The sequence below is a fragment of the Streptomyces thermospinosisporus genome, assembly GCF_039526425.1.
GTDB classification, from domain to species: domain Bacteria; phylum Actinomycetota; class Actinomycetes; order Streptomycetales; family Streptomycetaceae; genus Streptomyces; species Streptomyces thermocarboxydovorans.
Map to the genome: position 1 here is coordinate 470 of NZ_BAAAIZ010000022.1, position 21,618 is coordinate 22,087.

General features: G+C 72.9%; 19 protein-coding genes and 1 tRNA gene. 9 read left to right on the forward strand and 11 right to left on the reverse strand.

Annotated features, from left to right (window positions below; translation table 11 throughout):
- Window positions 1-184, reverse strand: a 184-nt coding sequence (locus ABD207_RS32110) for a hypothetical protein (protein WP_425580660.1), incomplete at its 3' end; no start/stop codon positions are given.
- Window positions 185-325: 141 nt separating this feature from the next.
- On the opposite strand from ABD207_RS32110, the gene ABD207_RS09370 reads away from it, so the two are divergent.
- The gene (locus ABD207_RS09370; RefSeq protein WP_425580661.1) at window positions 326-2,362 is read left to right on the forward strand and encodes a hypothetical protein; all 2,037 of its coding nucleotides are present in this window, start codon (window positions 326-328) and stop codon (window positions 2,360-2,362) included.
- Between the two features lie 131 nt (window positions 2,363-2,493).
- Here ABD207_RS09370 and ABD207_RS09375 read toward each other — a convergent pair whose 3' ends face one another.
- The 6 genes from ABD207_RS09375 to ABD207_RS09400 all read right to left on the reverse strand — a co-directional run bounded on the left by ABD207_RS09375 (window position 2,494) and on the right by ABD207_RS09400 (window position 8,482).
- On the reverse strand, window positions 2,494-4,137 hold the full coding sequence (locus tag ABD207_RS09375; protein WP_344011637.1) for a long-chain fatty acid--CoA ligase: 1,644 nt from the start codon (window positions 4,135-4,137) through the stop codon (window positions 2,494-2,496).
- Between the two features lie 136 nt (window positions 4,138-4,273).
- Window positions 4,274-4,834 carry a SigE family RNA polymerase sigma factor gene (locus ABD207_RS09380; RefSeq protein ID WP_344011540.1) on the reverse strand — a complete coding sequence of 187 codons (561 nt, stop codon included), beginning with the start codon at window positions 4,832-4,834 and terminating at the stop codon, window positions 4,274-4,276.
- Window positions 4,835-5,027: 193 nt separating this feature from the next.
- On the reverse strand, window positions 5,028-6,194 hold the full coding sequence (locus ABD207_RS09385) for a lipid-transfer protein (protein ID WP_344011541.1): 1,167 nt from the start codon (window positions 6,192-6,194) through the stop codon (window positions 5,028-5,030).
- On the reverse strand, window positions 6,191-6,628 hold the full coding sequence (locus ABD207_RS09390) for a MaoC/PaaZ C-terminal domain-containing protein (protein WP_344011543.1): 438 nt from the start codon (window positions 6,626-6,628) through the stop codon (window positions 6,191-6,193). Before ABD207_RS09390 ends, ABD207_RS09385 begins: the two co-directional genes overlap by 4 nt.
- The gene (locus tag ABD207_RS09395; protein WP_344011545.1) at window positions 6,625-7,812 is read right to left on the reverse strand and encodes a bifunctional MaoC family dehydratase N-terminal/OB-fold nucleic acid binding domain-containing protein; all 1,188 of its coding nucleotides are present in this window, start codon (window positions 7,810-7,812) and stop codon (window positions 6,625-6,627) included. The genes ABD207_RS09390 and ABD207_RS09395 overlap by 4 nt, the downstream gene beginning before the upstream one ends.
- Before the next feature lie 343 nt (window positions 7,813-8,155).
- Window positions 8,156-8,482 carry a hypothetical protein gene (locus ABD207_RS09400; RefSeq protein ID WP_344011546.1) on the reverse strand — a complete coding sequence of 109 codons (327 nt, stop codon included), beginning with the start codon at window positions 8,480-8,482 and terminating at the stop codon, window positions 8,156-8,158.
- 368 nt (window positions 8,483-8,850) lie between these two features.
- Between ABD207_RS09400 and ABD207_RS09405 the strand changes: the two genes are divergently transcribed.
- From ABD207_RS09405 to ABD207_RS09415, 3 genes are all read left to right on the forward strand, one after another.
- Window positions 8,851-9,723 (forward strand): bifunctional DNA primase/polymerase, encoded by an 873-nt coding sequence (locus ABD207_RS09405; RefSeq protein ID WP_344011547.1) that lies wholly within the window; start codon window positions 8,851-8,853, stop codon window positions 9,721-9,723.
- A gap of 309 nt (window positions 9,724-10,032) precedes the next feature.
- Complete coding sequence (locus tag ABD207_RS09410; RefSeq protein WP_344011549.1) at window positions 10,033-10,497, forward strand: hypothetical protein; 465 nt, start codon at window positions 10,033-10,035, stop codon at window positions 10,495-10,497.
- A 41-nt stretch (window positions 10,498-10,538) separates the two neighbouring features.
- Window positions 10,539-10,823 carry a hypothetical protein gene (locus tag ABD207_RS09415; protein ID WP_344011551.1) on the forward strand — a complete coding sequence of 95 codons (285 nt, stop codon included), beginning with the start codon at window positions 10,539-10,541 and terminating at the stop codon, window positions 10,821-10,823.
- A gap of 263 nt (window positions 10,824-11,086) precedes the next feature.
- On the opposite strand, the gene ABD207_RS09420 is transcribed toward ABD207_RS09415, so the two are convergent.
- Window positions 11,087-11,173 (reverse strand) — tRNA-Ser (locus tag ABD207_RS09420).
- A 64-nt stretch (window positions 11,174-11,237) separates the two neighbouring features.
- The gene (locus ABD207_RS09425; RefSeq protein WP_344011553.1) at window positions 11,238-12,737 is read right to left on the reverse strand and encodes a S1C family serine protease; all 1,500 of its coding nucleotides are present in this window, start codon (window positions 12,735-12,737) and stop codon (window positions 11,238-11,240) included.
- Window positions 12,738-13,040: 303 nt separating this feature from the next.
- Between ABD207_RS09425 and ABD207_RS09430 the strand changes: the two genes are divergently transcribed.
- From ABD207_RS09430 to ABD207_RS09440, 3 genes are all read left to right on the forward strand, one after another.
- Window positions 13,041-13,868, forward strand: a complete 828-nt coding sequence (locus tag ABD207_RS09430; RefSeq protein ID WP_344011555.1) for a glycerophosphodiester phosphodiesterase — start codon at window positions 13,041-13,043, stop codon at window positions 13,866-13,868.
- A gap of 258 nt (window positions 13,869-14,126) precedes the next feature.
- Entirely contained in the window at window positions 14,127-14,678 is a 552-nt protein-coding gene (locus tag ABD207_RS09435; RefSeq protein ID WP_344011556.1) for an ATP-binding protein, read from the forward strand.
- Window positions 14,679-15,063: 385 nt separating this feature from the next.
- Window positions 15,064-16,029 (forward strand): DUF5926 family protein, encoded by a 966-nt coding sequence (locus ABD207_RS09440; RefSeq protein ID WP_344011557.1) that lies wholly within the window; start codon window positions 15,064-15,066, stop codon window positions 16,027-16,029.
- 574 nt (window positions 16,030-16,603) lie between these two features.
- Here the strand turns inward: ABD207_RS09440 and ABD207_RS09445 are convergent.
- Both ABD207_RS09445 and ABD207_RS09450 read right to left on the reverse strand, forming a co-directional pair.
- Window positions 16,604-17,254: a hypothetical protein gene (locus tag ABD207_RS09445; RefSeq protein ID WP_344011559.1), complete on the reverse strand. Its 651-nt coding sequence runs from the start codon at window positions 17,252-17,254 to the stop codon at window positions 16,604-16,606.
- A 58-nt stretch (window positions 17,255-17,312) separates the two neighbouring features.
- Window positions 17,313-17,978: a bifunctional DNA primase/polymerase gene (locus tag ABD207_RS09450; RefSeq protein ID WP_344004401.1), complete on the reverse strand. Its 666-nt coding sequence runs from the start codon at window positions 17,976-17,978 to the stop codon at window positions 17,313-17,315.
- Between the two features lie 618 nt (window positions 17,979-18,596).
- On the opposite strand from ABD207_RS09450, the gene ABD207_RS09455 reads away from it, so the two are divergent.
- Entirely contained in the window at window positions 18,597-20,000 is a 1,404-nt protein-coding gene (locus ABD207_RS09455; RefSeq protein WP_344011639.1) for a PP2C family protein-serine/threonine phosphatase, read from the forward strand.
- Window positions 20,001-20,161: 161 nt separating this feature from the next.
- The coding region (locus ABD207_RS09460; protein ID WP_344011560.1) for an aminopeptidase P family protein at window positions 20,162-21,618 on the forward strand (1,457 nt) is incomplete at its 3' end.

Here is a 21,618-nt window from a genome sequence, read left to right on the forward strand (position 1 = left end):
GGCGGTGCCCGGGCAGTACGTCCAGCCGCAGGCCGGCGAGCAGCCGGTGCCGCAGGCCGCTCCCGGTCAGGCGCCCGCCGCGGCGGCTGCCGCGCAGGGAGTCCCGGCCCAGGCGGGTGCCGTTCCCGACGGCCAACTCGGCGGTGCCGCCCCGGGGATGCCCGGGGCTCCCGTCTCGGCGCACGGGGTGACGGTGCCGCCGAACCCGGTGATGGCGGCCCCCCAGGCCGTGACGGTGCCGGCGCAGGGCGCACCGGTGCCCCCGCAAGGAACTCAGCAGGTGCCGGGTCCGCAGCATGCGGCCGGTGGGCCGCAGGGTGGGCCCGTGCCGCCGAACGGCGCCGGCGCTCCCGAGGGCGCCAACGCGCTGCCGCAGGCCGTTCCGGGGCATGCGCCGGGTGCCGCCGCGCCGGTGCCCGGCGTTCCCGTCTCGCCGAACGGCGCCGCTCCGCAGGGTGCCGTGGCGCAGGGTGCCCCGGTCGCACCGCAGGCCGCAGCGGTGCCGCCCCAGGGTGCCGCCGTTGCACCGCAGCCCGCGCAGAACGCCTCGCCGCAGGCGGCCCCGCTGCCGCCGAACGGAGCCGTCGGCGCACCGCAGGCCGTGCCCCAGCAGGGCACCGCCGGTCAGGGCGTGCCGCTGCCCGCCCCCGGCCAGATGCCACAGGCCCAGGTCCCCGCCCAGGGAACGGCGCCGGGATCCGGCCCGGGAACGGCACAGGCGCAGGTGGCCGACCAGGCCGCCGGGCCCGGCCAGCCGGGTCAGCCCCCCGCTCCCGGTGCTCAGGCCCAGGTACCGGGCCCGCCCGCCGCCGCGGGTCCCCTGCCCCAGCAGGCGCCCGCCGCCGGTGCCGCGCAGCCGCTGCCCGCGGAGGCCGCCCCCGGTCAGGGCACCCCGCCGGGCGGTACGCCCGCCCCCGCCCCGCAGCAGTGGCCCGCCGCCGGTGACACCTCCGGCGCCGGTACGCCCGTACAGCCTGCTCAGGCCCGGCCTCAGCCGACGCCCGCCCCGGGCACCCCGCTGCCGCCCGAGGGTGCCGCCGCCCAGCGGGCCGCGCAGCCGCTGCCCGCGGAGGCCGCCGCGCCGGTGGACCCGAACTCGACACAGGGCCGCGCGATCAGCGTGCGGACCCTGGGTCAGGGCGTCCCCTTCAACCGCCAGGCCGCACAGGTGCAGCAGCCGCTGCCGGCCGCGACCCCGCCCCCGCACCAGCCGGGCGGCTCGGGCCGCCGCCGCAAGCTCGGCAACCGCACGGAAGCATCCGCCGCCACCCCTGCCACCCCTGCCACCTCTGCCGCCACACCTTCCACCTCTGCTGCCGCCGAGCAGAGCGCACGTCCCCAGCAGCCGGCCGCCGGCGAGTCCGGGACCCCGGGCCAGCAGGCGCAGCCGCAGCACACCCCGGCCGGCCAGTCTCGGCTCGCCCCGGCCACGCAGGGCGGCCAGTCGCGGCTCGCCCCGGCCACGCAGGGCGGCCAGTCGCGGCTCGCCCCGGCCACGCAGGGCACCGGGCGCTCGTACGCGATAGGCGCGCCCGACGCCAACGCGGCCGAGGGGCCGGAGCCGCTGGACGGTCCCGGCGGGGCCGTGGAGGTGGCGGACCCGCCGCGTCCGGTGCCGATGGACGACGAGCTGCCGCCGGAGCCGCTGGACAATCCGCGCCGGCTGCTGGTGTGGCCGGCCCCGGACGCCTCCACCCAGCAGGCGCTGAGCGACCGCGGCTACCGGCCGGTGATCGTGCACTCGCGCGAGGAGGTCGACGCGCAGATCGCGGCGTTCCCGGCCGCGCTGTTCGTGGACCCGCTGACCGGGCCGATCACCCGTACGGCACTGCAGTCGCTGCGTCAGGCGGCGGTGGCCGCCGAGGTGCCGGTGCTGGTCACGGCCGGGCTCGGGCAGGCCTCGCGCGACGCGGCCTACGGTGCCGATCCGGCCGTGCTGCTGAAGGCACTGGCGCCGCGCGACAGTGAGCAGCATCCGCCGAGGGTGCTGCTGATCGAGGAGCACGCCGAGATCGCGCTGGCGCTGACGGCGACGCTGGAGCGGCGCGGGATGCAGGTGGCGCGGGCCGCGAGCGACGCCGACGCGGTGGCGCTGGCGGGGCAGTTCCGGCCGAACCTCGTGGTGATGGACCTGATGCGGGTGCATCCGCAGCAGGCGGGGCCCGCCGGGATCGTCGACTGGCTGCGGGCGAACGGGCAGCTCAACCGCACCCCGCTCGTCGTCTACACCGCCGCCGTCGACCCGGCCGACCTGCCGCGGCTGGCCTCGGGGGAGACCGTGCTGTTCCTCGCGGAGCGCTCCACCAGCACCGAGGTGCAGTCCCGGATCGTCGACCTGCTCGCCCGCATCGGCACCAACTGAGCCCACCCGTGTCCTGGAGAGGGCCGTAACAACGCCGTGGCGCCGGACGGGCGGGACTTCGTGTCCCCCGTCCGGCGCCACGGCATCTCAGCTCTCAGCGGTGGCCGGGGCATCAGCCCCCGGCGTGAGCCTCACAGCAGGATGACGTCCAGCTCCCCTTCCGCGTACTGCCTGCGCAGCACCTTCTTGTCGAACTTGCCCACGCTGGTCTTCGGCACCGCCTCGATCACCGTCCAGCGCTCCGGCAGCTGCCACTTGGCGATCTTGCGCTCCTCGGCGAGGAAGGCGCGCAGGGTGGCGAAGTCGGCGGTGGCGCCCTCCTTGAGGACCACGGTGGCCAGCGGGCGCTCGCCCCACTTCTCGTCCGGCACCGCCACGACCGCGGCCTCGGCCACGTCCGGGTGGGCCATCAGCGCGTTCTCCAGCTCGACGGAGGAGATCCACTCGCCGCCGGACTTGATGACGTCCTTGGCCCGGTCGGTGAGGGTGAGGTAGCCGTCCGGGCTGATGGTTCCGACGTCGCCGGTCTTGAGCCAGCCGTCGGCGCTGAACTTGTCCTCGGGGCGCAGCGGTTCGGCGTCGGGGCCGTTGTAGTAGGCGCCGGCGATCCAGGGGCCGCGCACCTCCAGCTCGCCCGCGGACTCGCCGTCCCACGGCAGACGCTCGCCGCCGGGGCCGGTGAGGCGCGCCTCGACACCGGCCGGGAAGCGGCCCTGGGTCAGCCGGTAGGCGAACTCCTCGTCGGTGCCGACCGCGTGGGCCGGCGGGCGGGCGACGGTGCCGAGCGGGGAGGTCTCCGTCATGCCCCAGGCGTGGCAGACCCGCATGCCCAGCTTGTCGAACGCCTCCATCAGCGACGGGGGACAGGCCGAGCCGCCGATGGTGACCTGGGCGAGCGAGGAGACGTCCCGCGGATGGGCGTTGAGCTCGGCGAGCAGGCCCTGCCAGATGGTGGGGACGGCCGCGGCGTGGGTCGGCTTCTCGCTCTCGATCATCGCGGCGAGCGGGGCGGGCTGCAGGAAGCGGTCCGGCATCAGCATGTTGACGCCGGTCATGAACGTGGCGTGCGGCAGGCCCCAGGCGTTGACGTGGAACTGCGGGACCACCACCAGCGAGGTGTCCTGGTCGGTCAGGCCCATCGACTGGGCCATGTTGACCTGCATGGAGTGCAGATAGATCGAACGGTGGCTGTAGACCACGCCCTTGGGGTCACCGGTGGTGCCGGAGGTGTAGCACATCGCGGCGGCGGAACGTTCATCCAGCTCGGGCCAGTCGAAGGCGGCCGGCTTCCCGGCCAGCAGGTCCTCGTACTCGTGCACCTGGACGGGAGCGTCCGCGAGGGGGGCGCGGTCACCGGGGCCGGAGACCACGACGTGCTCGACCGTCTTCAGATGCGGCAGCAGCGGAGCCAGCAGCGGGATCAGCGACCCGTTGACGATGACCACCCGGTCCGCGGCGTGGTTGACGATCCAGGCCAGCTGCTCCGGGGGAAGGCGCAGGTTCAGCGTGTGCAGCACGGCCCCCATCGAGGGGATCGCGAAGTACGCCTCCACGTGCTCGGCGTTGTTCCACATCAGGGTGGCCACACGCTCGTCGCCGGTCACCTGGAGGTCGTCGCGCAGGGCGTGGGCCAGCTGGGCCGCGCGGGCGCCGATCTCCGCGTAGCTGCGGCGGTGCGGCTCACCCTCGCCGGTCCAGGTGGTCACCGCGGATGTGCCGTGGATCGTCGACCCATGGGTCAGGATCCTCGAGATCAGCAGCGGTACGTCCTGCATGGTGCTCAGCACGGCGTCCTCCTGGGCGACATTGCCTACGCGGCGGTAACGGTTGCGCTGATTCTGCGCACATACCGCGCGGTATGTCACTAGGGGAGCGGATGATCGATCAGACCCCAGAGGACGACGTTTCCCGTCAGGACCGAACAACCCCCAGCTCAGGGTCGTCGCGCAGCTTGCCCAGCGCCCGCGACACCGCCGACTTCACCGTGCCTACCGACACGCCGAGCACCTCCGCCGTCTGGACCTCGCTGAGATCCTCGTAGTACCGCAGCACCACCATCGCCCGCTGCCGCGCCGGCAGCCGCATGACCGCGCGCCACATCGCATCACGCAGCGCCTGCTGCTCGGCCGGGTCCTCCCCGGGGGGCAGCGGCTCCGGCTCGGGCACCACGTCGCAGGCGAACTCGTCCACCTTGCGCTTGCGCCACTGCGAGGTGCGGGTGTTCACCAGCGCCCGGCGCACATAGCCGTCCAGCGCACGGTGGTCCTGAATCCTCTCCCAGGCGACGAACGTCTTGGTGAGCGCGGTCTGCAGCAGGTCCTCCGCGTCGCTGGGATTCCCGGTCAGGGACCGAGCGGTACGCAGAAGCACCGGCTGACGGGCCCTCATGTACGACGCGAACGACGGGTACGCGAGGGTCTGCGTCGCTGGAGCAGCGGCGTTCGAAGCGCTGGTGCAGACGGGTGTGGTCATGACTCAACGCTATGAGCGGGGGCATGTCCGGCGGATCGCCCGCAGGTCCCGAAGCCGCGTCCCCCTCAGGTTGTAGGGGTGGGGCCCGCTGCACCTCCTCTGGGTGGACCGGAGGATGAGGGATCGTGCGGGTTCATCCCCGAGAGCGCCACCGCGGCAACGGCAGGAGGCTACGGTTTCCAGGGCTTCCGGATCAGCCGTCCGCGGCCAGCACCAGCCCCGAGGTGGGCACCCCCGTGCCCGCCGTCACCAGGACTCTTTCCGCGCCCGGCACCGGATTCGCCGAGGTCCCGCGTATCTGCCGCACCGCCTCCGCCAGTCCGTTCATCCCGTGCAGATACGCCTCCCCCAGCTGCCCACCGTGGGTGTTCAGCGGCACCCGCTCCTCGGCGACGAAGGCCGCCCCCTCTCCCCGGTCGCAGAAGCCGAACTCCTCCAGCTGCATCAGCACGAACGGGGTGAAGTGGTCGTACAGAATCGCCACGTCGACGTCCTCCGGCGTCAGGCCCGAGCTCCGCCACAGCTGCCGGGCCACCACCCCCATCTCCGGCAGTCCGGTGAGATCGTCCCGATAGAAGCTGGTCATCTGCTCCTGGGCGCGCCCGGCCCCCTGGGCCGCCGCCGCCACGACGGCCGGGGGACGGGGCAGATCGCGGGCCCGCTCCACCGAGGTGACCACCAGCGCCTGCCCGCCGTCGGTCTCCTGGCAGCAGTCCAGCAGCCGCAGCGGCTCGGCTATCCAGCGCGAGGCGGCGTGATCGGCGAGCGTGATGGGCCGGCCGTGGAAGTACGCCGCCGGGTTCGTCGCCGCGTACCTGCGGGCCGTCACCGCCACATGCCCGAACGCCTCCGGGGTCAGCTTGAAGGTGTGCAGGTACCGCTGGGCCGCCATCGCCGCCCAGGAGGCCGGCGTCAGCAGCCCGGACGGCAGCGCCCAGCCGAGCGCCACCCCCTCCGCCGACGGCTCCCGGTGCCGCACCCCCGCACCGAAGCGCCGGCCCGACCGCTCGTTGAACGCCCGGTAGCAGACCACCACCTCCGCCACTCCCGTCGCCACCGCGAGGGCCGCCTGCTGGACGGTGGCGCAGGCCGCGCCGCCGCCGTAGTGAACGCGGGAGAAGAAGGACAGCTCGCCGATGCCGGCCGCCTGGGCCACCGTGATCTCCGGGCTGGTGTCCATGGTGAACGTGACCATCCCGTCCACGTCCGCCGCAGTCAGCCCGGCGTCCTCCAGCGCGGCCCGCACCGCCTCCACGGCCAGCCGCAGCTCGCTGCGCCCCGAGTTCTTCGAGAACTCCGTGGCCCCGATGCCGGCGATCGCCGCCCGCCCGCCGAGGGTCTCCCGTCCGCGCAGGCTCATCCCTCACCCCCCTCCGGCGGCCGGTCCGCACCGCCCGGCGTGAGGGTCACCGTGCCGGTGACATGTCTGCCGATGCCGTTCGTCCCGGTGACCCGGACCGTCACCGTGTCCCCGTCGGCCTCCTCCACCGTGCCCCACAACAGCAGTGTGTCTCCGGGGTAGTTGGGTGCGCCCAGTCTGATGGCGACCCTGCGGAGCACCGCCGTCGGGCCGAAGTGGTCGGTGATGTAGCGACCGACCAGGCCGTTGGTGGTAAGGATGTTCATGAAGACATCGGGTGATCCCTTCTGCCGGGCCGCCTCCACGTCGTGGTGCACGTCCTGGAAGTCACGGGAGGCGATCGCGCCGGCCACGATCAGGGTGCGGGTGACCGGGATCTCCAGCGGGGGAAGGCGATCGCCGACCACAGGCACCACTCGGTCCGTCCGCGTCATCCCCTCACCTCCCGGAACACCGGCAGCACCAGCTCCTCGTCGTACCGCCGGAACTCCAGCCTCACCGGCATGCCGATCCGCACCTGGTCGCAGGGCACGTCCACCACATCGGCGATCATCCGCACGCCCTCCGCCAGCTCGATCAGCCCCACGGCGTACGGCGGGTCGAAGGCGGGGAAGGGCGGATGGTGCATGACCACGTAGGAGTAGACGGTGCCCTCGCCGGACGCCTCCACCGTGTCCCACTCCAGCGAGCCGCATCCGTTGCAGCCCGGCAGCCAGGGAAAGCGCAGGGTGCCGCAGCCGGTGCAGCGCTGGATCAGCAGCCGGTGCCGGGCCACGCCCTCCCAGAAGCCGGCGTTGTCCCGGTTCACGACCGGGCGGGGGCGCCGCTCGGGGGCCGGCTCGGGGCGCGGGGCCGTGGCCGGCTCGGAGCGCGGGGCGGGGTGCGGCTCGGAGCTCGGCGCGGGGTGCGGCTCGGAGCTCGGCGCGGGGTGCGGCTCGGAGCTCGGCGCGGGGTGCGGCTCGGAGCTCGGCGCGGGGTGCGGCTCGGAGCTCGGCGCGGGGTGCGGCTCGGTGCGTGTCCCGAGCCCCGACTCGGGTTCCTGCCCGGGCCTCCGCCCGGATGACGGCGGCCCGCGTCGTACCGGCCGACTTGCCTGTGCGGGCGCGTACTTGAGGATGCGGAAGCGGTGCGTGCCGACCAGCTCACCTCCCGCCCGGACATCCATCCGCGTGGTGACGAAGTGCCCCGTGCCGAGCCTGGTGGTCTTGCGGTCGGAGACGGACTCGATCACCGCGTCGAAGGTCACCTCGTCCCCGGGCCGCAGGCAACGGACGTACTCCTGCTCGCAGTCGGTGGCCACCACCGCCGTGAAACCGGCCTCGTCGAGCAGCGCCAGCAGCTCGTCGAACGACTCCGTGCGTGCCGCCTGCCCGGAGAGGCCGCCCATGGTCCACACCTGGAGCATCGTCGGCGGCGCGACGGCTCCGGGCCCCGCATAGGCGGGGTTGGTGTCGCCCATCACCTCGCACCAGTGCCTGATCATCGGCTCGTTGACGGGATCCCGCCCCCTGCCCCCCGTGACGGCGGGCCGCCCCTCGTACGCCTTCAGCCGCGCCCCGAGATCCGTCGCCTCGAGGCCCTGCCCGCGCTCCGCACTGACGACCGCCTCCCCGCTCATGCGGCTCCCCCTCCTCGTACCACCGTCGTCTCATCACGACGTCCGTGTCCGTCCTGACACTTCTGGTACACCGCACCCGCCCCTCGGGTTCCCACTCCAACGACGGAATGTCACGGGAGCTTCTCGGGCCCCGCGCTCCCCGCACCGAGCAGCAGCAACGCCCCGCAGCACCCGACTCCGCATCTGACTATCCGTCAGATTCGATCCCCACCAGCCGACTGTCAAGGTCGCCGTCCCCGCAAAACGCCTGCGCGGCGGCACCGAAGCACCGCCGCGCAGACGCATTGCACCCCACGAAGCACACCCACAGTTCCGTCAGAGGGCCGATGGCGGCCCTCTCACCTCACCACCACAGCGGGGAGAAGCTGATGGCCACGTTGTCGTTGCCCTGATTGACCGCCGTGAACGCCGAGCCGTTGACCTGAGCGGTGTTGCTCTGGTTCGAGGCACCGGAGCCGATGGCCTGCTGGTTGGTGGTCGACGAGTTGCCGAAGTTGTCGCCGCCGACGCCGCTGCCGAGGACGCCGGCATCGGCGGTCGCCGCCGTCGCGTTCGAACCGTCGTCCGCGAAGGCTCCGTTGTCCGCCGACGCGACACCGGCGAACAGGGCGGCCGCGAGCGGAAGCGCGGAGACAGCGGCGATGACGCGGGCGGTACGGATGCTTGCCATGTTGTGTTCCCTCCAGAACAAGGACCCACCGGCTCGTGGCCGTGTGTGCCGGACATTGCGTGAAGTACGGCTGCCACCAGGGATGTCGGCCGATCGCCCTGGTGCTGTGCACGACGTCGCGTGATCAGAGTTGCCCACCGAATCCCCGTCGAACCACCCCGGAAGCTGCTCTTCGCACGCAAGCGTGACGACTAGTCGATAAACCCCTTCACGCCTCATGAGTCACAGATCACATGAGACGGGCGCACCGGTTCCCAAGCCGCGCAAGGGATGAAGCGTTCCGGCGCCGCGGGCGGGCCCCGGAACCGCCCGGCGTGTCGCCCCGACCCCCTCTTTCTTTTTTCGAACGTACGTACGAACATAGAGGCATGGCCACCACCGACCGGCAGGCCACGACGCTGGCCCTCGCACACGCCCTGTCAGCCGCCGAACGCGGACTGGCCGTCATCCCCCTGTCCCGCACCAAGCTGCCGGCCCTGCGCTCCCCGCACCGCGACGACCCCGACCCGGCGGCGCCGCCCTGCCACGGCGAGTGCGGCCGCCTCGGCCACGGCGTCTACGACGCCTCCACCGACCCCGCCCGCATCCGCGAGATGTTCGCCGCCGCCCCCAGGGCCACCGGCTACGGCATCGCCTGCGGTCTGCCGCCGCACCACCTCATCGGCATCGACCTGGACACCAAGAACGGAACGGACTCCTCCGCGGCACTGCGCGAGCTGGCCCTGTGCCACCTGTTCACGATCCCGCCCACGGTGGTCGTCCTGACCCCCAGCGGCGGCCGCCACCTGTGGCTCAGCGGCCCGCCGGACGTCGTCGTGCCCAACTCCGCGGGCCGCCTCGCGCCCGGCATCGACATCCGGGGCGCCGGCGGCTACCTCGTCGGCCCCGGCTCCCGTACCGGCCACGGCAGCTACACCACCGCCCCCGGCACGGCCCACCTCGCCCCCGCCCCCTGCCCGCCGGCCCTGCTGCGCCTCCTCCTGCCGCCGCCCCGCCATCACCACCCCACGCCCGTCTCGACCGGCAGCCACGGCCAGGGCCTGGTCCAGTTCGTCCTCGCCGCGCACGAGGGCCAGCGCAACACCCGGCTCTTCTGGGCCGCCTGCCGCGCCTACGAGGACGGCATCGGGCCCGCCCTGGTGGACCCTCTCGTCGAGGCGGCCCTCGACACGGGGCTGTCCGAACGCGAGGCCCGCGCCACGATCGCCTCCGCGGCACGGATGACGGGGCACCGCCCCTGAACCGGGCCCTGAACCGACTGTGCCGCCCTTGAACCGCCCTTGAACCGCCCTTGAGACGCCCTCGACAGGCGTTGAGCCGTCCTTGAGCCGTCCTTGAGCCGTCCTTGAGCCGCCCTCGAGACGCCCTTTACGTGCCCCTGGGCCGTCCTGGGTCGTCCCTGAGCCTCCCTGAGCCGCCCGAGAGCCACGCCACCGCCGAGTGACACCGACCCGACCGACCGGCCGGCCACCGCCCGCGACCGGCGGGAGACCAGGCACCGCTCGCACCACCGAAAGAGCCCGATGCACCACCGCGCCCGAGTGCCGGCCATGTCACTCGCCCGCCTCGTCCTCACCTCCGGCAGAGCGGTGCACCTCGCCGAACTGCACCTGTCCTCGACCTACGGCGGCCCGCTCGCCGCCTACCCCTGCAAACCGGTCAACGACGACAGGATCCGGCAGCTGCTCCGCACGGCCGAACAGGCCTACCCCGGTGCCCCGGTGCATCTGATCCCGCCGCCGCGCGAGTACCCCGACCAGTACCCGGGCTCCTCCGGCCCGGTGGAGGTCCTCCCTGCCGTCGCCTGCCTCGGCAGCTTCCGCTCCGAGCCCCTCGATCCCGCCCACCACCACGCCCTGTACCGCTCCCGTCTCACCGTCGTCTGGTTCCAGCCGACGGCCCACGCGCCGTCGGGCTGCGACGCGGAGCCCGCGCTGCGGGAGCTGCCCTGGGAGCGGCTGGCGGTGGACGAGGAGATCCCGCTCGCGTGCCGGACCGTTGAGGAGATCCTGTGAGGGCAACGGCAGGGTGTGTCGGCGGTCACTAGGGTGCGCCCATGACCACCGTGGCGACGGGCATGACAGCCCAACAGGTCAAGCAACTGCTCGGAAAACCTACGCACTCGGTCGACGACAACGAATACCTGGCCCTGTATTCGAGCCGCCGCAGGCTGAACTTCCGCGGCTGGCGGCGGAAGAACCGCTCCGAGGCCTGGATCTACGCGGACACCCCGCAGGTCGGACTGGCCACCTGGATCCACTTCGCCGCAGGACGGGTCGAGAGGGTCGTCGTCGGCCCCCTGACCACCGACGGCAAACGCGGCTCCTCCGACGAAGACTGAGGCCGCGACCTCTGCCTGAGGCCGGCGTCACTGAACGGACCCCAGCCCGGAAACCAGCATCGCGCCGCCCACGAGAACGACCAGCTGCACGATCCCGGGTATGCGCCACCCCAGTGCGAGAAGACCACGGCCCGTGAGTCGGCCCACCCCGCAATCCCGGAGCGCCGTCGGCAATGTTCCTGACCGCGGCGACCGCGCCACGGTAGGAAAACGGCCCCCGACCATCAACCCAGGTCAGGGGGCCGTTTTCACCGCTCAGCAAGCGGAGGCGGTGGGATTTGAACCCACGGTGACATCGCTGCCACGACGGTTTTCAAGACCGTTCCCTTAGGCCGCTCGGGCACGCCTCCCCGCGCCGGGCCGTGATCGGCGGCGCGGGGTCCAGAGTAACGGGTCGGCCGGGGCGCGGTGGTGTCAGTTGTCGCCGACCCGGGCGCCCAGGGTGAGTTCGGTGGTGCGCTCCTTGCCGTCGCGTTCGTAGGTGATCGTGACCCGGTCGCCCGGCTTGTGGGTCCAGATCTCGCCGATCAGGGTGGGGCCGGAGTCGATCACCCGGTCGTCCAGCTTGGTGATGACGTCACCGGGCTGCAGTCCGGCCTTGTCGGCGGGGCCGCCGGGGTCGACCGCCTCGGCGCCGCCGGCGCCCTGCTCGGTGATCTTCGCGCCGCCGGTGTTCTCCTGCAGGGAGACCGAGGCGCCGATCTTGGCGTACACCGGCTTACCGGTCTTGATCAGTTCCTGGGCGACGAACTTGGCCTGGTTGATCGGGATGGCGAAGCCGAGGCCGATCGAGCCGGCCTGGCCGGTGCCGAATCCGCCGTTGCTGGTGGACTGGATGGCGGAGTTGATGCCGATCACATTGCCCTGCGCGTCCAGCAGCGGTCCGCCGGAGTTGCCCGGGTTGATGGAGGCGTCGGTCTGCAGGGCGCTCATGTAGGACGCCTGGCTGCCGCTGCCGTCGCTGGAGGCGACGGGGCGGTTCTTGGCGCTGATGATGCCGGTGGTCACCGTGTTGGACAGGCCGAAGGGCGCGCCGATCGCGATGGTGGAGTCGCCGACCGCCACCTCGTCGGAGTTGCCGAGGGTGAGCGGCTTGAGGTTCGACGGGGCGTTCTTGAGCTTGATGACCGCGACGTCGTAGCCCTGGGCGTTGCCGACGACCTCGGCCTCGTACTTCTTGCCGTCCGGGAACGTCGCCGAGAGGCGGCCGCCTTCGACCGCGTCGGCGACGACGTGGTTGTTGGTGGCGATGTGGCCCTGCTTGTCGAAGACGAAGCCGGTGCCGGTGCCGCCCTCGCCGCTGGTGCTCTCGGCCTCGATGGTGACCGTGCTCGGCAGCGCCTTCGCGGCCACCGCGGCGACCGTGCCCGGTTCGCGCTTGACGTTGCCGCCGCTGGTGGACGCGGAGACCGTGGTGGAGGAGGTGTCGTCGTTGTTCTTGGCCAGGGTGTAGCCGAGACCGCCGCCGAGGCCGCCCGCGACCAGCGCGGCCACCAGGACCGCCGCGAGCAGCCCGCCGCGGCCGTTCTTCTTCGGTCCGGGCGCGGACTGCTGGTACGTGGAGCCCCAGCCGCCGCCCTGCCCGGCGCTGCCGTCAGCGGGCGAGCCGCCGCCCGGCGGGGGCGGGGGCCAGGAGGGGTCCGGGGCGGACGGGGAGCCGGAGGCCGGTCCGGGCGCGCCGTGGCCGGCGCCGGGGCCACCCGGTGCGCCGGTGTCGTTGGATGGGTTGTGCGCGCCGGGTGCGCCGTGGGCGCGGGGCGTGTTCGGCGGGACGGGAGGCAGGGGTGTGGTGGGGTCGGTGCCCCTGTCCGGAGCCGGGTGCTCCTGGTGTGCCGGAGCAGCGGGAGCATCCACCGGCGTGGGCGGTGCGGACGGGGCCGGGGGTACCGCGGTGCCCTCGTTCTCGGTGCTCACAGCTCTTCTCCTCGATCCACGGCTGGTGCAGTCGTTCGCACTCGGTCACGCTCGCTCACGCTGTCGACGAGCTTCGGCGCGCTGCGGCTGTGCGGGTCTGGGTCTCTTTGTATGACGTCAGCATTTCCCACACGCTGTCAGGGCACCATAAGCCGTTCCTGTGGGTCCGGGACCATCCTTTATATAGGGCATTACTCGCTAAAGGTTGCCATCGCTATGCCTCCGACCGGACGTCGATCACGTTCTCGCCGCCGGAACTCCTCCGACCTCACGTCTGCCCCGGCGTGGTGGCACCATGACGCGGTGACCCACGCACGACAGCACCTGACCCAAGTCGTCGCCCACCGGGGAGCCTCGGAGGACGCCCCGGAGCACACCCTGGCCGCGTACCGCAAGGCGATCGAGGACGGCGCGGACGCACTCGAGTGCGATGTGCGCCTGACCGCCGACGGTCACCTGGTGTGCGTGCACGACCGCCGGGTCAACCGTACGTCCAACGGCCGCGGCGCGGTCTCCGCGATGGAACTGTCCGACCTGGCGGCGCTGGACTTCGGCGCCTGGAAGACCCGAGGCTCGGCGGCCGGCCGCACGGAGGAGCCGGACTGGGAGCACCGGCCCGAGGACCGGGAGGCCACCTCCGTCCTCACCCTCGAGCGGCTGCTGGAGCTCGTCGCCGACGCCGGACGCCGGGTGGAGCTGGCGATCGAGACCAAGCACCCCACGCGGTGGGCGGGGCAGGTGGAGGAGCGGCTGCTGCTCCTGCTCAAACGCTTCGGCCTGGACGCCCCGGCCAGTCCGGAGGAGTCCCCGGTGCGGGTGATGAGTTTCTCCGCGCGCTCCCTGCACCGGGTGCGGGCCGCGGCACCGACGCTGCCGACGGTGTACCTCATGCAGTTCGTCTCGCCCCGGCTGCGCGACGGACGGCTGCCGACGGGGGTGCGGATCGCGGGCCCCTCGATCCGGATCGTGCGCAGCCACCCCGGGTACATCGAGCGCCTCAAGCAGAACGGCCACCAGGTGCACGTGTGGACCGTCAACGACCCGGGGGACGTGGACCTGTGTCTCGGGCTCGGAGTGGACGCCATCATCACCAACCGGCCGCGCGCGGTGCTCGATCAGCTCGGGCGCTGAAGCAAGCCACCGGGTGGGGCGGCCGGGCACGGCAGAAGCGGCCGTCCCGCACACCTCTTGACTCGCATCCGAGCTCAGGAGGATCCTCACGTCTCGGCCACACCGATGAAATCCAGCCACATGATTACGGGGAGTGCTCCGGCGCGTTCAGTGCGTGTTCACCCCTGTCGAATGCGTCGCCCCACTTGGATTGGCCGGTTTCCGGTTCAGGCCAATGGGGCATCCACTCCGTGGCGTGGGGCGAAGGAGGTCTCGGGGGTGGCGTTGGTGGTGGCACAGGAGGTGCCCACGTCGTCGAGCATGGCCGTACCCCATGGCCCTGCGGGCGTAGGGCGGGCGCGGCACCGGATGCGCACTCAGTTGCGCGAGGGCGGGGTGCCGGACCAGGTCATCGACGACGCCGTACTCATCCTTTCCGAGCTTCTGAGCAACGCGTGCAAGCATGGTCGCCCGCTGGGCGACGCGCAGGCCGGGGACGGTGATGTGCGTGCCGCCTGGCGCCTCGATCAGCAGGGCCGCCTCGTCGTCGAGGTCACGGACGGCGGCGGCCCGACCCGACCGGCTCCCTCCACTCCCTCGGTCACGGCGCACGGCGGCCGCGGGCTGAACATCATCGCCGCCCTGGCCGACGACTGGGGGGTGCGCGACGAGGTGCCCGGGGAGGTCACGGTCTGGGTCGTGGTGCACGCCGCGGTCTACGACCGGGACGCGGGCCACCGCCGCGACGACTTCGCCGCGCGGGTCGCCGCCCCGGCGGTCGCGGACATACCCGGCCTGGGCTTCGCCGACGCGTTCGACGAGCTCGACTGACGCCCTCGGCCGACGGGCCTCGACTTGTGACCTCGGTCGACGACCGGACTGAGGGCCCCGGTCGACGACCGGACTGACCGCCTCGGTCGACGACCTGACTGAGGGCCTCGGTGGACGACCTGACTGAGGGCCTCGGTCGACGACCTGACTGAGGGCCTCGGCCGACGCCCCCGGCCGACGGGGTCGATCGACTGCCTCAACTCATGACCCCGACCGACGACCCGGCCGTCCGGCGGACGCCTCCCGGGCCTGGTGCGCCGGGGCCCCGGCGCCCCGGCGCACCGGGGCACGACCCGGCACGCGGTCCACAGCATCCCGTGGGCCGTGGTGCGAGCGGCTAGGCTCGCGCCCGTACGCGAAGTGCTGTAACCGGGAGACACCCACGATGGCCAAGAAGCGACCCCAGACGAAGGCCAAGCGGCCCCAGCTCACCGAGGGAGAGATCCCGGTCGTCGGTGCCCGCGAGCCCTGCCCCTGCGGCAGCGGCCGCCGTTACAAGGCATGCCACGGCCGTGCCGCCGCGCACGCCGTGACCGAGCTGGTGCACCGCCCCTTCGAGGGCCTGCCCGGCGAGTGCGACTGGATCGCGCTGCGCGAGCTGGTGCCCGCGGCCACCGCCGAGCTGAAGCTCAAGGACGGCCTGCCCGAGGGTGTCCCGTCGGTCACGCTGGCCACCGTGCTGCCCATGGCCTGGCCCGCCCTGCGCCGCGACGACGGCTCGGTGCTGCTCGGCCTGCAGAACGACACCTCCTCCGGCGACATCAGCCGCGATCTCGCCGACACCCTCCAGCGTGCGCTCGCCGCCGACCCCGGTACGCCGGTCAAGGCCCGCCGGGCCCCCGCCGACGGGCCCCGGCTGCAGGACCTGCTGGACCTGAGCGCTCCCTTCGAGCCGGTGGTGCACAGCGGCTTCGAGTTCTGGGTGCCGGACCCGGAGAACGCCACGCCGGACGTCACGGCCTCGCTGGAGCGGGCCAACGCCGCGGCCATCCCGACCGTCAAGCTGTCCGGGGTGGACGCCGCCTACTGGTGCGAGACCCCGGAGAAGAACCATCTGCGGTGGGTGATGCCGCATCCCGAGGAGCAGCTTCTGGACGCCTTGGCGCGGCTGCACGCGGCGGGCCGCTCCTCCCTCGGTGAGGGCACCCGGCTGGTCGGCTCCTTCCGTGCGCACGGGCTGACCGTCCCGGTCTGGGACCTGCCGAGCGGGACGGGCGCGGACGACGTGGAGAAGCCGGCGGCGGAGTTCGCCGAGCGGCTCGCCGAGGCGCTGGCCACCGACGCTCCGCTCACCGCCGACGAGCGCCGTGCGCGCGGCGGCCTGACCAACCGCCAGATCACGCTGAGCTGACCCGCGGCCCGACACTCGCCCGGCCGGCCCCAGTGCCTCGGCCGGGCACCCGCCGGGCCTGGACCGGACACCCACATCCGGCCTCGACCGGACACCCACATCCAGCCTGGACCGGACACCCACATCCGGCCTCGACCGGACACCGTGCCGAGCCGCGGCCAAGCCGCAGCCGAGCGGGACCGGGTCGCGACCAAGGCGCAGCCGAGCGGGACCGGGTCGTGGTCAATCCGCGGCAGGGCCATGACCGGGGCGCCTCGGTCAGGCAAAACCGGGCCCGCGGACGGCCCGTGACCAAGGCCACGGTCACCGCGCCCGGAGTCGCGGCCGTACGGCATCCCCGCTGCTGAACGGTCGGTCAGCGGCCCGGAGGGTCGGCAGAAGAACCCGTTCCGTCCACAACTCCCGGTCCGGACAAGCCAATAGGTGACCGGAATCCCTGAGATCGAATTTGCTAACGGCCGATCTCTTGTTACCGTTTCAGTAGCCCGGTTGCTGGTGCATCCCCCGTCGCCAGCAACCGGGTCTTTTCGCATCCGGCCCGCTCACGCACCGGAGCCGGCTGTCAACTGCACGTTTACGACTGCGAGTTGCTCCCGGAGCGCAGCAGCAGCGGCCCCCGCCCGGCGTGCCGCGAGAACTCCGCGACCGCCGAGTAACCGGCGAGCTCCCCCCGGCTGCGCCCCCTGGTCGTCTCACAGATCGCCGGCTCGTCCCCGGCGTCCGCCGCGCAGGGCATGCGGACGCTGCGGCCGCCCGGGCCCAGCAGCGCGAGGACGGCGTGCAGGGCGCCCCCGGTGGCGTTGCGGTAGTAGGTGCGCGCCCAGACGTCCTCGCCCTGCGCCACCACGCAGGTCTGGGCCTCGATGCCCTCGGGCGAGGTGAGTTCGCGCCCGCAGCGCACGGCTGTGGACAGGTGGATGCCGCCGGGCGTCATCGGGGCACCGCTGCCCTCCCCGCTCGCGGCGGACGCCGGTGCCCCGCTGTCGTCACCCGGAGAAGGCGGGGCGGAGTCCCCCGCGCCCGTCCCGGGGGCGGGATCGCCCACGCCGGCGGCCGTGTGCCGCTCGGTGGCGCGCTTCATGTCGGTGGTGGTGTCGGAGCCGCCCGGCCCGGCGGTGGCCATGGCCAGGGGCAGCACGACCGCGCCCGCCAGCACGACGCCCGCGAGCGCGAGCAGTCGTGTGTTTCGCAGGGTCCGGGCACGGGCCCCGGCATGACGCGGCATGGCCCCGGAACATAACGCCCCGGGGCGGCGGAAGCGGGCGCGGCGCGCGCCGGTACCGCTACATCTCCGGCGCGCTCACACCCGTACGAGTGAGGGCCTCGACCGCGGCGTCCACCACGGCCTCGACATCGGGCACCCACGGCGAGGCCGAGCCGGGCAGCGGGGCGCGCTCCCAGCGGATCTCGCCCTGGCCGGTGTGCGACGGGGGCAGCGCGAGATAGCCGCCCTCGCCGTGGAAGCGCAGCGAGCCGGGGACGAAGTCCTTGGCGTACAGCAGCTCGCCCAGCTGCTCCAGGGAGTACGGCTTGACCAGGATCGACCAGCGGTCGGGGCCGGCGACGACCGGGCCGAGGCGGATGCCGAGGCGGTCGAGCGCGGCGAGGGCGCGGGCCGCGGGAAGGGCGGGCAGGGAGACGGCGCACGGCGCCTTGCCCCCGGTGGCCAGCACGATCGGCGCCGTCGGCCGGTTGCTCCACCACCAGCGCACCATCCGCTCGTCGGTGGTGGCCGCGAGGAGGCCGGGGTCGAAGGGGTGGGCACCCGGAACAGTGCACTCGGGGTCGGGGCAGCCGCAGCGGGACCTGCCCTGCGGGTCCGCCGCCACGCCCGGGAGTACGGGCCACTGCCATTGGGTGGCGAAGGTCAGGGCCGCGTCGATCAGCTCAGGCCCTGATTCGCGTCGCCGGGACAGGAGCCTGCGTCGCCTTCCGAGGATCTCGCGCATGAGCGCTCGTTCCTTTCCGTTGCACGCCTGGCAACACCGTGGTCCACATCACAACATGTGTTGATCACTTCACTGTGCGTACCTGTTGGCGCATCACACCCCTGCACCGGGCAAGGGGAACCCCTAGGGGTCGAGCGTGGGCTGCCTCCGCGGCCGTCCGCCCATACTGCGTCTACCAGAAGCACGGGCGTGGCGTGGGGTGGCGAAGTCTGGCGATTGCCGTCGCGCGTACTACTCTCCGCCTCCGCCACGGGAGGATGGGGCACGGTCTTCGGTGGATAGGACGCCCGGGCCCGTCACCAGGTTCCCGGGTGGCTCCCAACCACCCCTGGCCTTAACCCAGTACGTACCCCACACGACCGCTGTGACGCTCCGTCGAGCAAACCCAGTCGACCGCAAGAGGCCTCCCCCTGAGGCAGTTTCAAGCCAACTTCATATTTCGGCAAGGGGTCTGTGGCCCATTCCCTTCAGGCTCACGGACACCAGGAATCCCAGCAGGACAATGCTGGACATCTCCTCACGAGTGCGTGTACATGTGGAGCACTGCCGGCGACGCAGAATGACATGGGGGTTTGCGATGCTTTTGTGCAGTACGCACCGGCCCGAAAGCCGGACGCCATGAACGCCCCGCACCCTCCGAAAGTGGCCGGAATCGATTCAACGGTTCCCGCCCCCGCACACACTGTCGGGCCCGTCGCCGCCGACAGCTCCGGTGCACCCCCCGGCCCGCAGCACGCACCGAGCGCGGTGCTCCAGGACCGGCTGGCGGGATGGGTCTCCGACCTCACGACCCTCCACGAACTCACCGAACGCCTGACCCGGACGACCACGCTCGACGAGGCCCTGCGGGAACTGCTGCGCGCCGGAGCCGCCCTGGTGGGCGCCCGGCGCGGACTTGTCGTGCTGGAGCCCGCCGACGGTCTCGGCCCGGACACCACCGTCGGACTCGGCCTCGCCCACTCGGACCTCGGCCACATCGAGACGGTGCCGCGCAGCTCGCTGTCGTACGGCAGGATCCTCGACGGCCTGCCCGGCGCCGACGACGGCATCGCGGAGCCCGACCTGTTCGCCGAGCAGGGGCTCGACCCCCGCCACCGCGAGGTCGCCGCCCGCCTCGGCTACGCCGCCAGCTACGCGCTGCCGCTGGCCGCCGGGTCCGCGCAGCGCCTGGGCGCCGCGGTGTGGCTGTACGACGAGCCGGCCGAGCCCGGCGAACGCCAGCGGCACCTGGTCGGCCTCTACGCCCGCCACGCCGCCGAGCACCTCGCCCGCCTGGTGGAGCTGCACCGCACCCGCACGGCCATGGCCACCATGAGCGAGGAGCTGCTGCCCTCCCGGCTGCCGCGCGTCCCCGGCGTCCAGCTCGCCGCCCGGCACCGCACCTCCCCGCGCGGCGGCGGCGACTGGTACGACGCGCTGCCGCTGCCGGACGCGGCGCTCGGTCTGGCCGTGGGCTCCGTCACCGGGTCGGGACCGAGCGCGGTCGCCGCGATGGGCCGGCTGCGCGCCTCCCTGCGGGCGTACGCGGTGATGGAGGGGGAGGACCCGGTCGCCGTGCTGTCCGACCTGGAGCTGCTGCTGCGGCTCACCGAGCCCGCCCGGTCGGCCACCTCCCTGTTCGGCTACTGCGAACCGGCACTGCGCAAGATCACCCTGGCCGGTGCCGGGCACAGCCCGCCGCTGCTGATCGGGGAGCGGCGCACCGAGTTCGTGGAGACCTCGGTGTCGGCCCCGCTCGGCATGCTCGCCTGCTGGGAGGCGCCGAGCGTGGAGATCCACGCCGAACCGGGAGAGACGGTTCTGCTGTACACCGACGGGCTGCTGCACCGCACTGGCGACCCCACGGACCGCGCCTTCGCCCGGCTGCACGCGGCGGCCGCCGGGGTGCCGAGAGCGCTGCGGCGCGACCCGGACGCCATCGTCGGCCACATCCTGCGGACGGTGCTGCCCGACGGGGCGGACGAGACGGACCCCGCGGACTCGGGCGAGGACGTGGTGCTGCTTGCGGCGCGGTTCGAATAGGCCAGGTCCGAGCAGGCCTCCGAGCGGTGTCCTCCGGTGCCGCCCACCTGCGCGACGACCGGCGCCGGTGACCGGTGACGTAAGAGGCGCTCACCTCCTGTGACCGTTTCGGCGCGACCGTACGATGGAGGGCGGTCCAGTGCCGTATCGAGGAGGATGACGTGGCCGACGAGCTCACCCCGGAGACCCCGGAAGAGACCGAAGAGCCCATCAAGCAGCGCAAGAACGGCCTGTACCCGGGCGTGTCCGACGAGCTGGCCGAGAACATGAAGACCGGCTGGGCCGACACCGAGCTGCACGACCTGGAGCCGATCCCGCAGGCGGCCGAGACCGCCGCCCGCCGCGCCCGGCTGTCCGCGCGCTTCCCCGGCGAGCGCCTGGTGATCCCCGCGGGCAACCTCAAGACCCGCTCGAACGACACGGACTACCCCTTCCGCGCCTCGGTCGAGTACGCGTACCTCACCGGCAACCAGACCGAGGACGGCGTCCTCGTCATGGAGCCCACCGCCGACGGCCACCAGTCGACGATCTACCTCCGCCCGCGCTCCAACCGGGAGAACGGCGAGTTCTGGCTGGACGGCCACGGCGAGCTGTGGGTCGGCCGCCGCCACTCCCTCACCGAGGCGGAGAAGCTCTACGGCATCCCCGCGTCCGACGTGCGTGAGCTGCCCGGCGCGCTCCGCGAGGCCACCGGCCCGGTCCGCGTGGTGCGCGGCCACGACGCCGGCATCGAGGAGGCGCTGACCGACAAGGTCACCGCCGAGCGCGACGAGGAGCTGCGGGTCTTCCTCTCCGAGATGCGGCTGGTGAAGGACGACTTCGAGATCGGCGAGCTGCAGAAGGCCGTCGACTCGACCGTGCGCGGCTTCGAGGACGTGGTGAAGGTTCTCGACAAGGCGCAGGCGACCAGCGAGCGCTACATCGAGGGCACCTTCTTCCTGCGCGCCCGCGTGGAGGGCAACGACGTGGGCTACGGCTCCATCTGCGCGGCCGGCCCGCACGCCACCACGCTGCACTGGGTGCGCAACGACGGCCCGGTCCGCTCCGGCGACCTGCTGCTGCTCGACGCCGGCGTGGAGACGCACACGTACTACACGGCCGACGTCACCCGCACCCTGCCGATCAGCGGCCGCTACACCGAGCTGCAGAAGAAGATCTACGACGCGGTGTACGACGCCCAGGAGGCCGGGATCGCGGCGGTGAAGCCGGGCGCCAAGTACCGGGACTTCCACGACGCGGCCCAGCGGGTGCTGGCCGAGCGGCTCGTGGAGTGGGGCCTGGTGGAGGGGCCGGTGGAGCGGGTGCTGGAGCTGGGTCTGCAGCGCCGCTGGACCCTGCACGGCACCGGGCACATGCTCGGCATGGACGTCCACGACTGCGCCGCCGCACGGACCGAGACCTATGTCGACGGCACGCTGGAGCCGGGCATGGTGCTCACGGTCGAGCCCGGCCTGTACTTCCAGGCGGACGACCTGACCGTGCCGGAGGAGTACCGGGGCATCGGCGTCCGCATCGAGGACGACATCCTGGTCACCGAGGACGGCAACCGGAACCTCTCCGCCGCCCTGCCCCGGCGCTCGGACGAGGTCGAGGCCTGGATGGCCTCCCTGAAGGGCTG

Excerpts from the sequence above, each read along its gene's own strand:
- ABD207_RS09375 (WP_344011637.1), bottom strand. The coding sequence starts at position 4,137 with ATGCAGGACGTACCGCTGCTGATCTCGAGGATCCTGACCCATGGGTCG.
- ABD207_RS09405 (WP_344011547.1), top strand. The coding sequence starts at position 8,851 with ATGGCCACCACCGACCGGCAGGCCACGACGCTGGCCCTCGCACACGCC.
- ABD207_RS09380 (WP_344011540.1), bottom strand. The coding sequence starts at position 4,834 with ATGACCACACCCGTCTGCACCAGCGCTTCGAACGCCGCTGCTCCAGCG.
- ABD207_RS09455 (WP_344011639.1), top strand. The coding sequence starts at position 18,597 with ATGAACGCCCCGCACCCTCCGAAAGTGGCCGGAATCGATTCAACGGTT.
- ABD207_RS09395 (WP_344011545.1), bottom strand. The coding sequence starts at position 7,812 with ATGAGCGGGGAGGCGGTCGTCAGTGCGGAGCGCGGGCAGGGCCTCGAG.
- ABD207_RS09450 (WP_344004401.1), bottom strand. The coding sequence starts at position 17,978 with ATGCGCGAGATCCTCGGAAGGCGACGCAGGCTCCTGTCCCGGCGACGC.
- ABD207_RS09445 (WP_344011559.1), bottom strand. The coding sequence starts at position 17,254 with ATGCCGCGTCATGCCGGGGCCCGTGCCCGGACCCTGCGAAACACACGA.
- ABD207_RS09440 (WP_344011557.1), top strand. The coding sequence starts at position 15,064 with ATGGCCAAGAAGCGACCCCAGACGAAGGCCAAGCGGCCCCAGCTCACC.
- ABD207_RS09385 (WP_344011541.1), bottom strand. The coding sequence starts at position 6,194 with ATGAGCCTGCGCGGACGGGAGACCCTCGGCGGGCGGGCGGCGATCGCC.
- ABD207_RS09390 (WP_344011543.1), bottom strand. The coding sequence starts at position 6,628 with ATGACGCGGACGGACCGAGTGGTGCCTGTGGTCGGCGATCGCCTTCCC.
- ABD207_RS09410 (WP_344011549.1), top strand. The coding sequence starts at position 10,033 with ATGTCACTCGCCCGCCTCGTCCTCACCTCCGGCAGAGCGGTGCACCTC.
- ABD207_RS09415 (WP_344011551.1), top strand. The coding sequence starts at position 10,539 with ATGACCACCGTGGCGACGGGCATGACAGCCCAACAGGTCAAGCAACTG.
- ABD207_RS09400 (WP_344011546.1), bottom strand. The coding sequence starts at position 8,482 with ATGGCAAGCATCCGTACCGCCCGCGTCATCGCCGCTGTCTCCGCGCTT.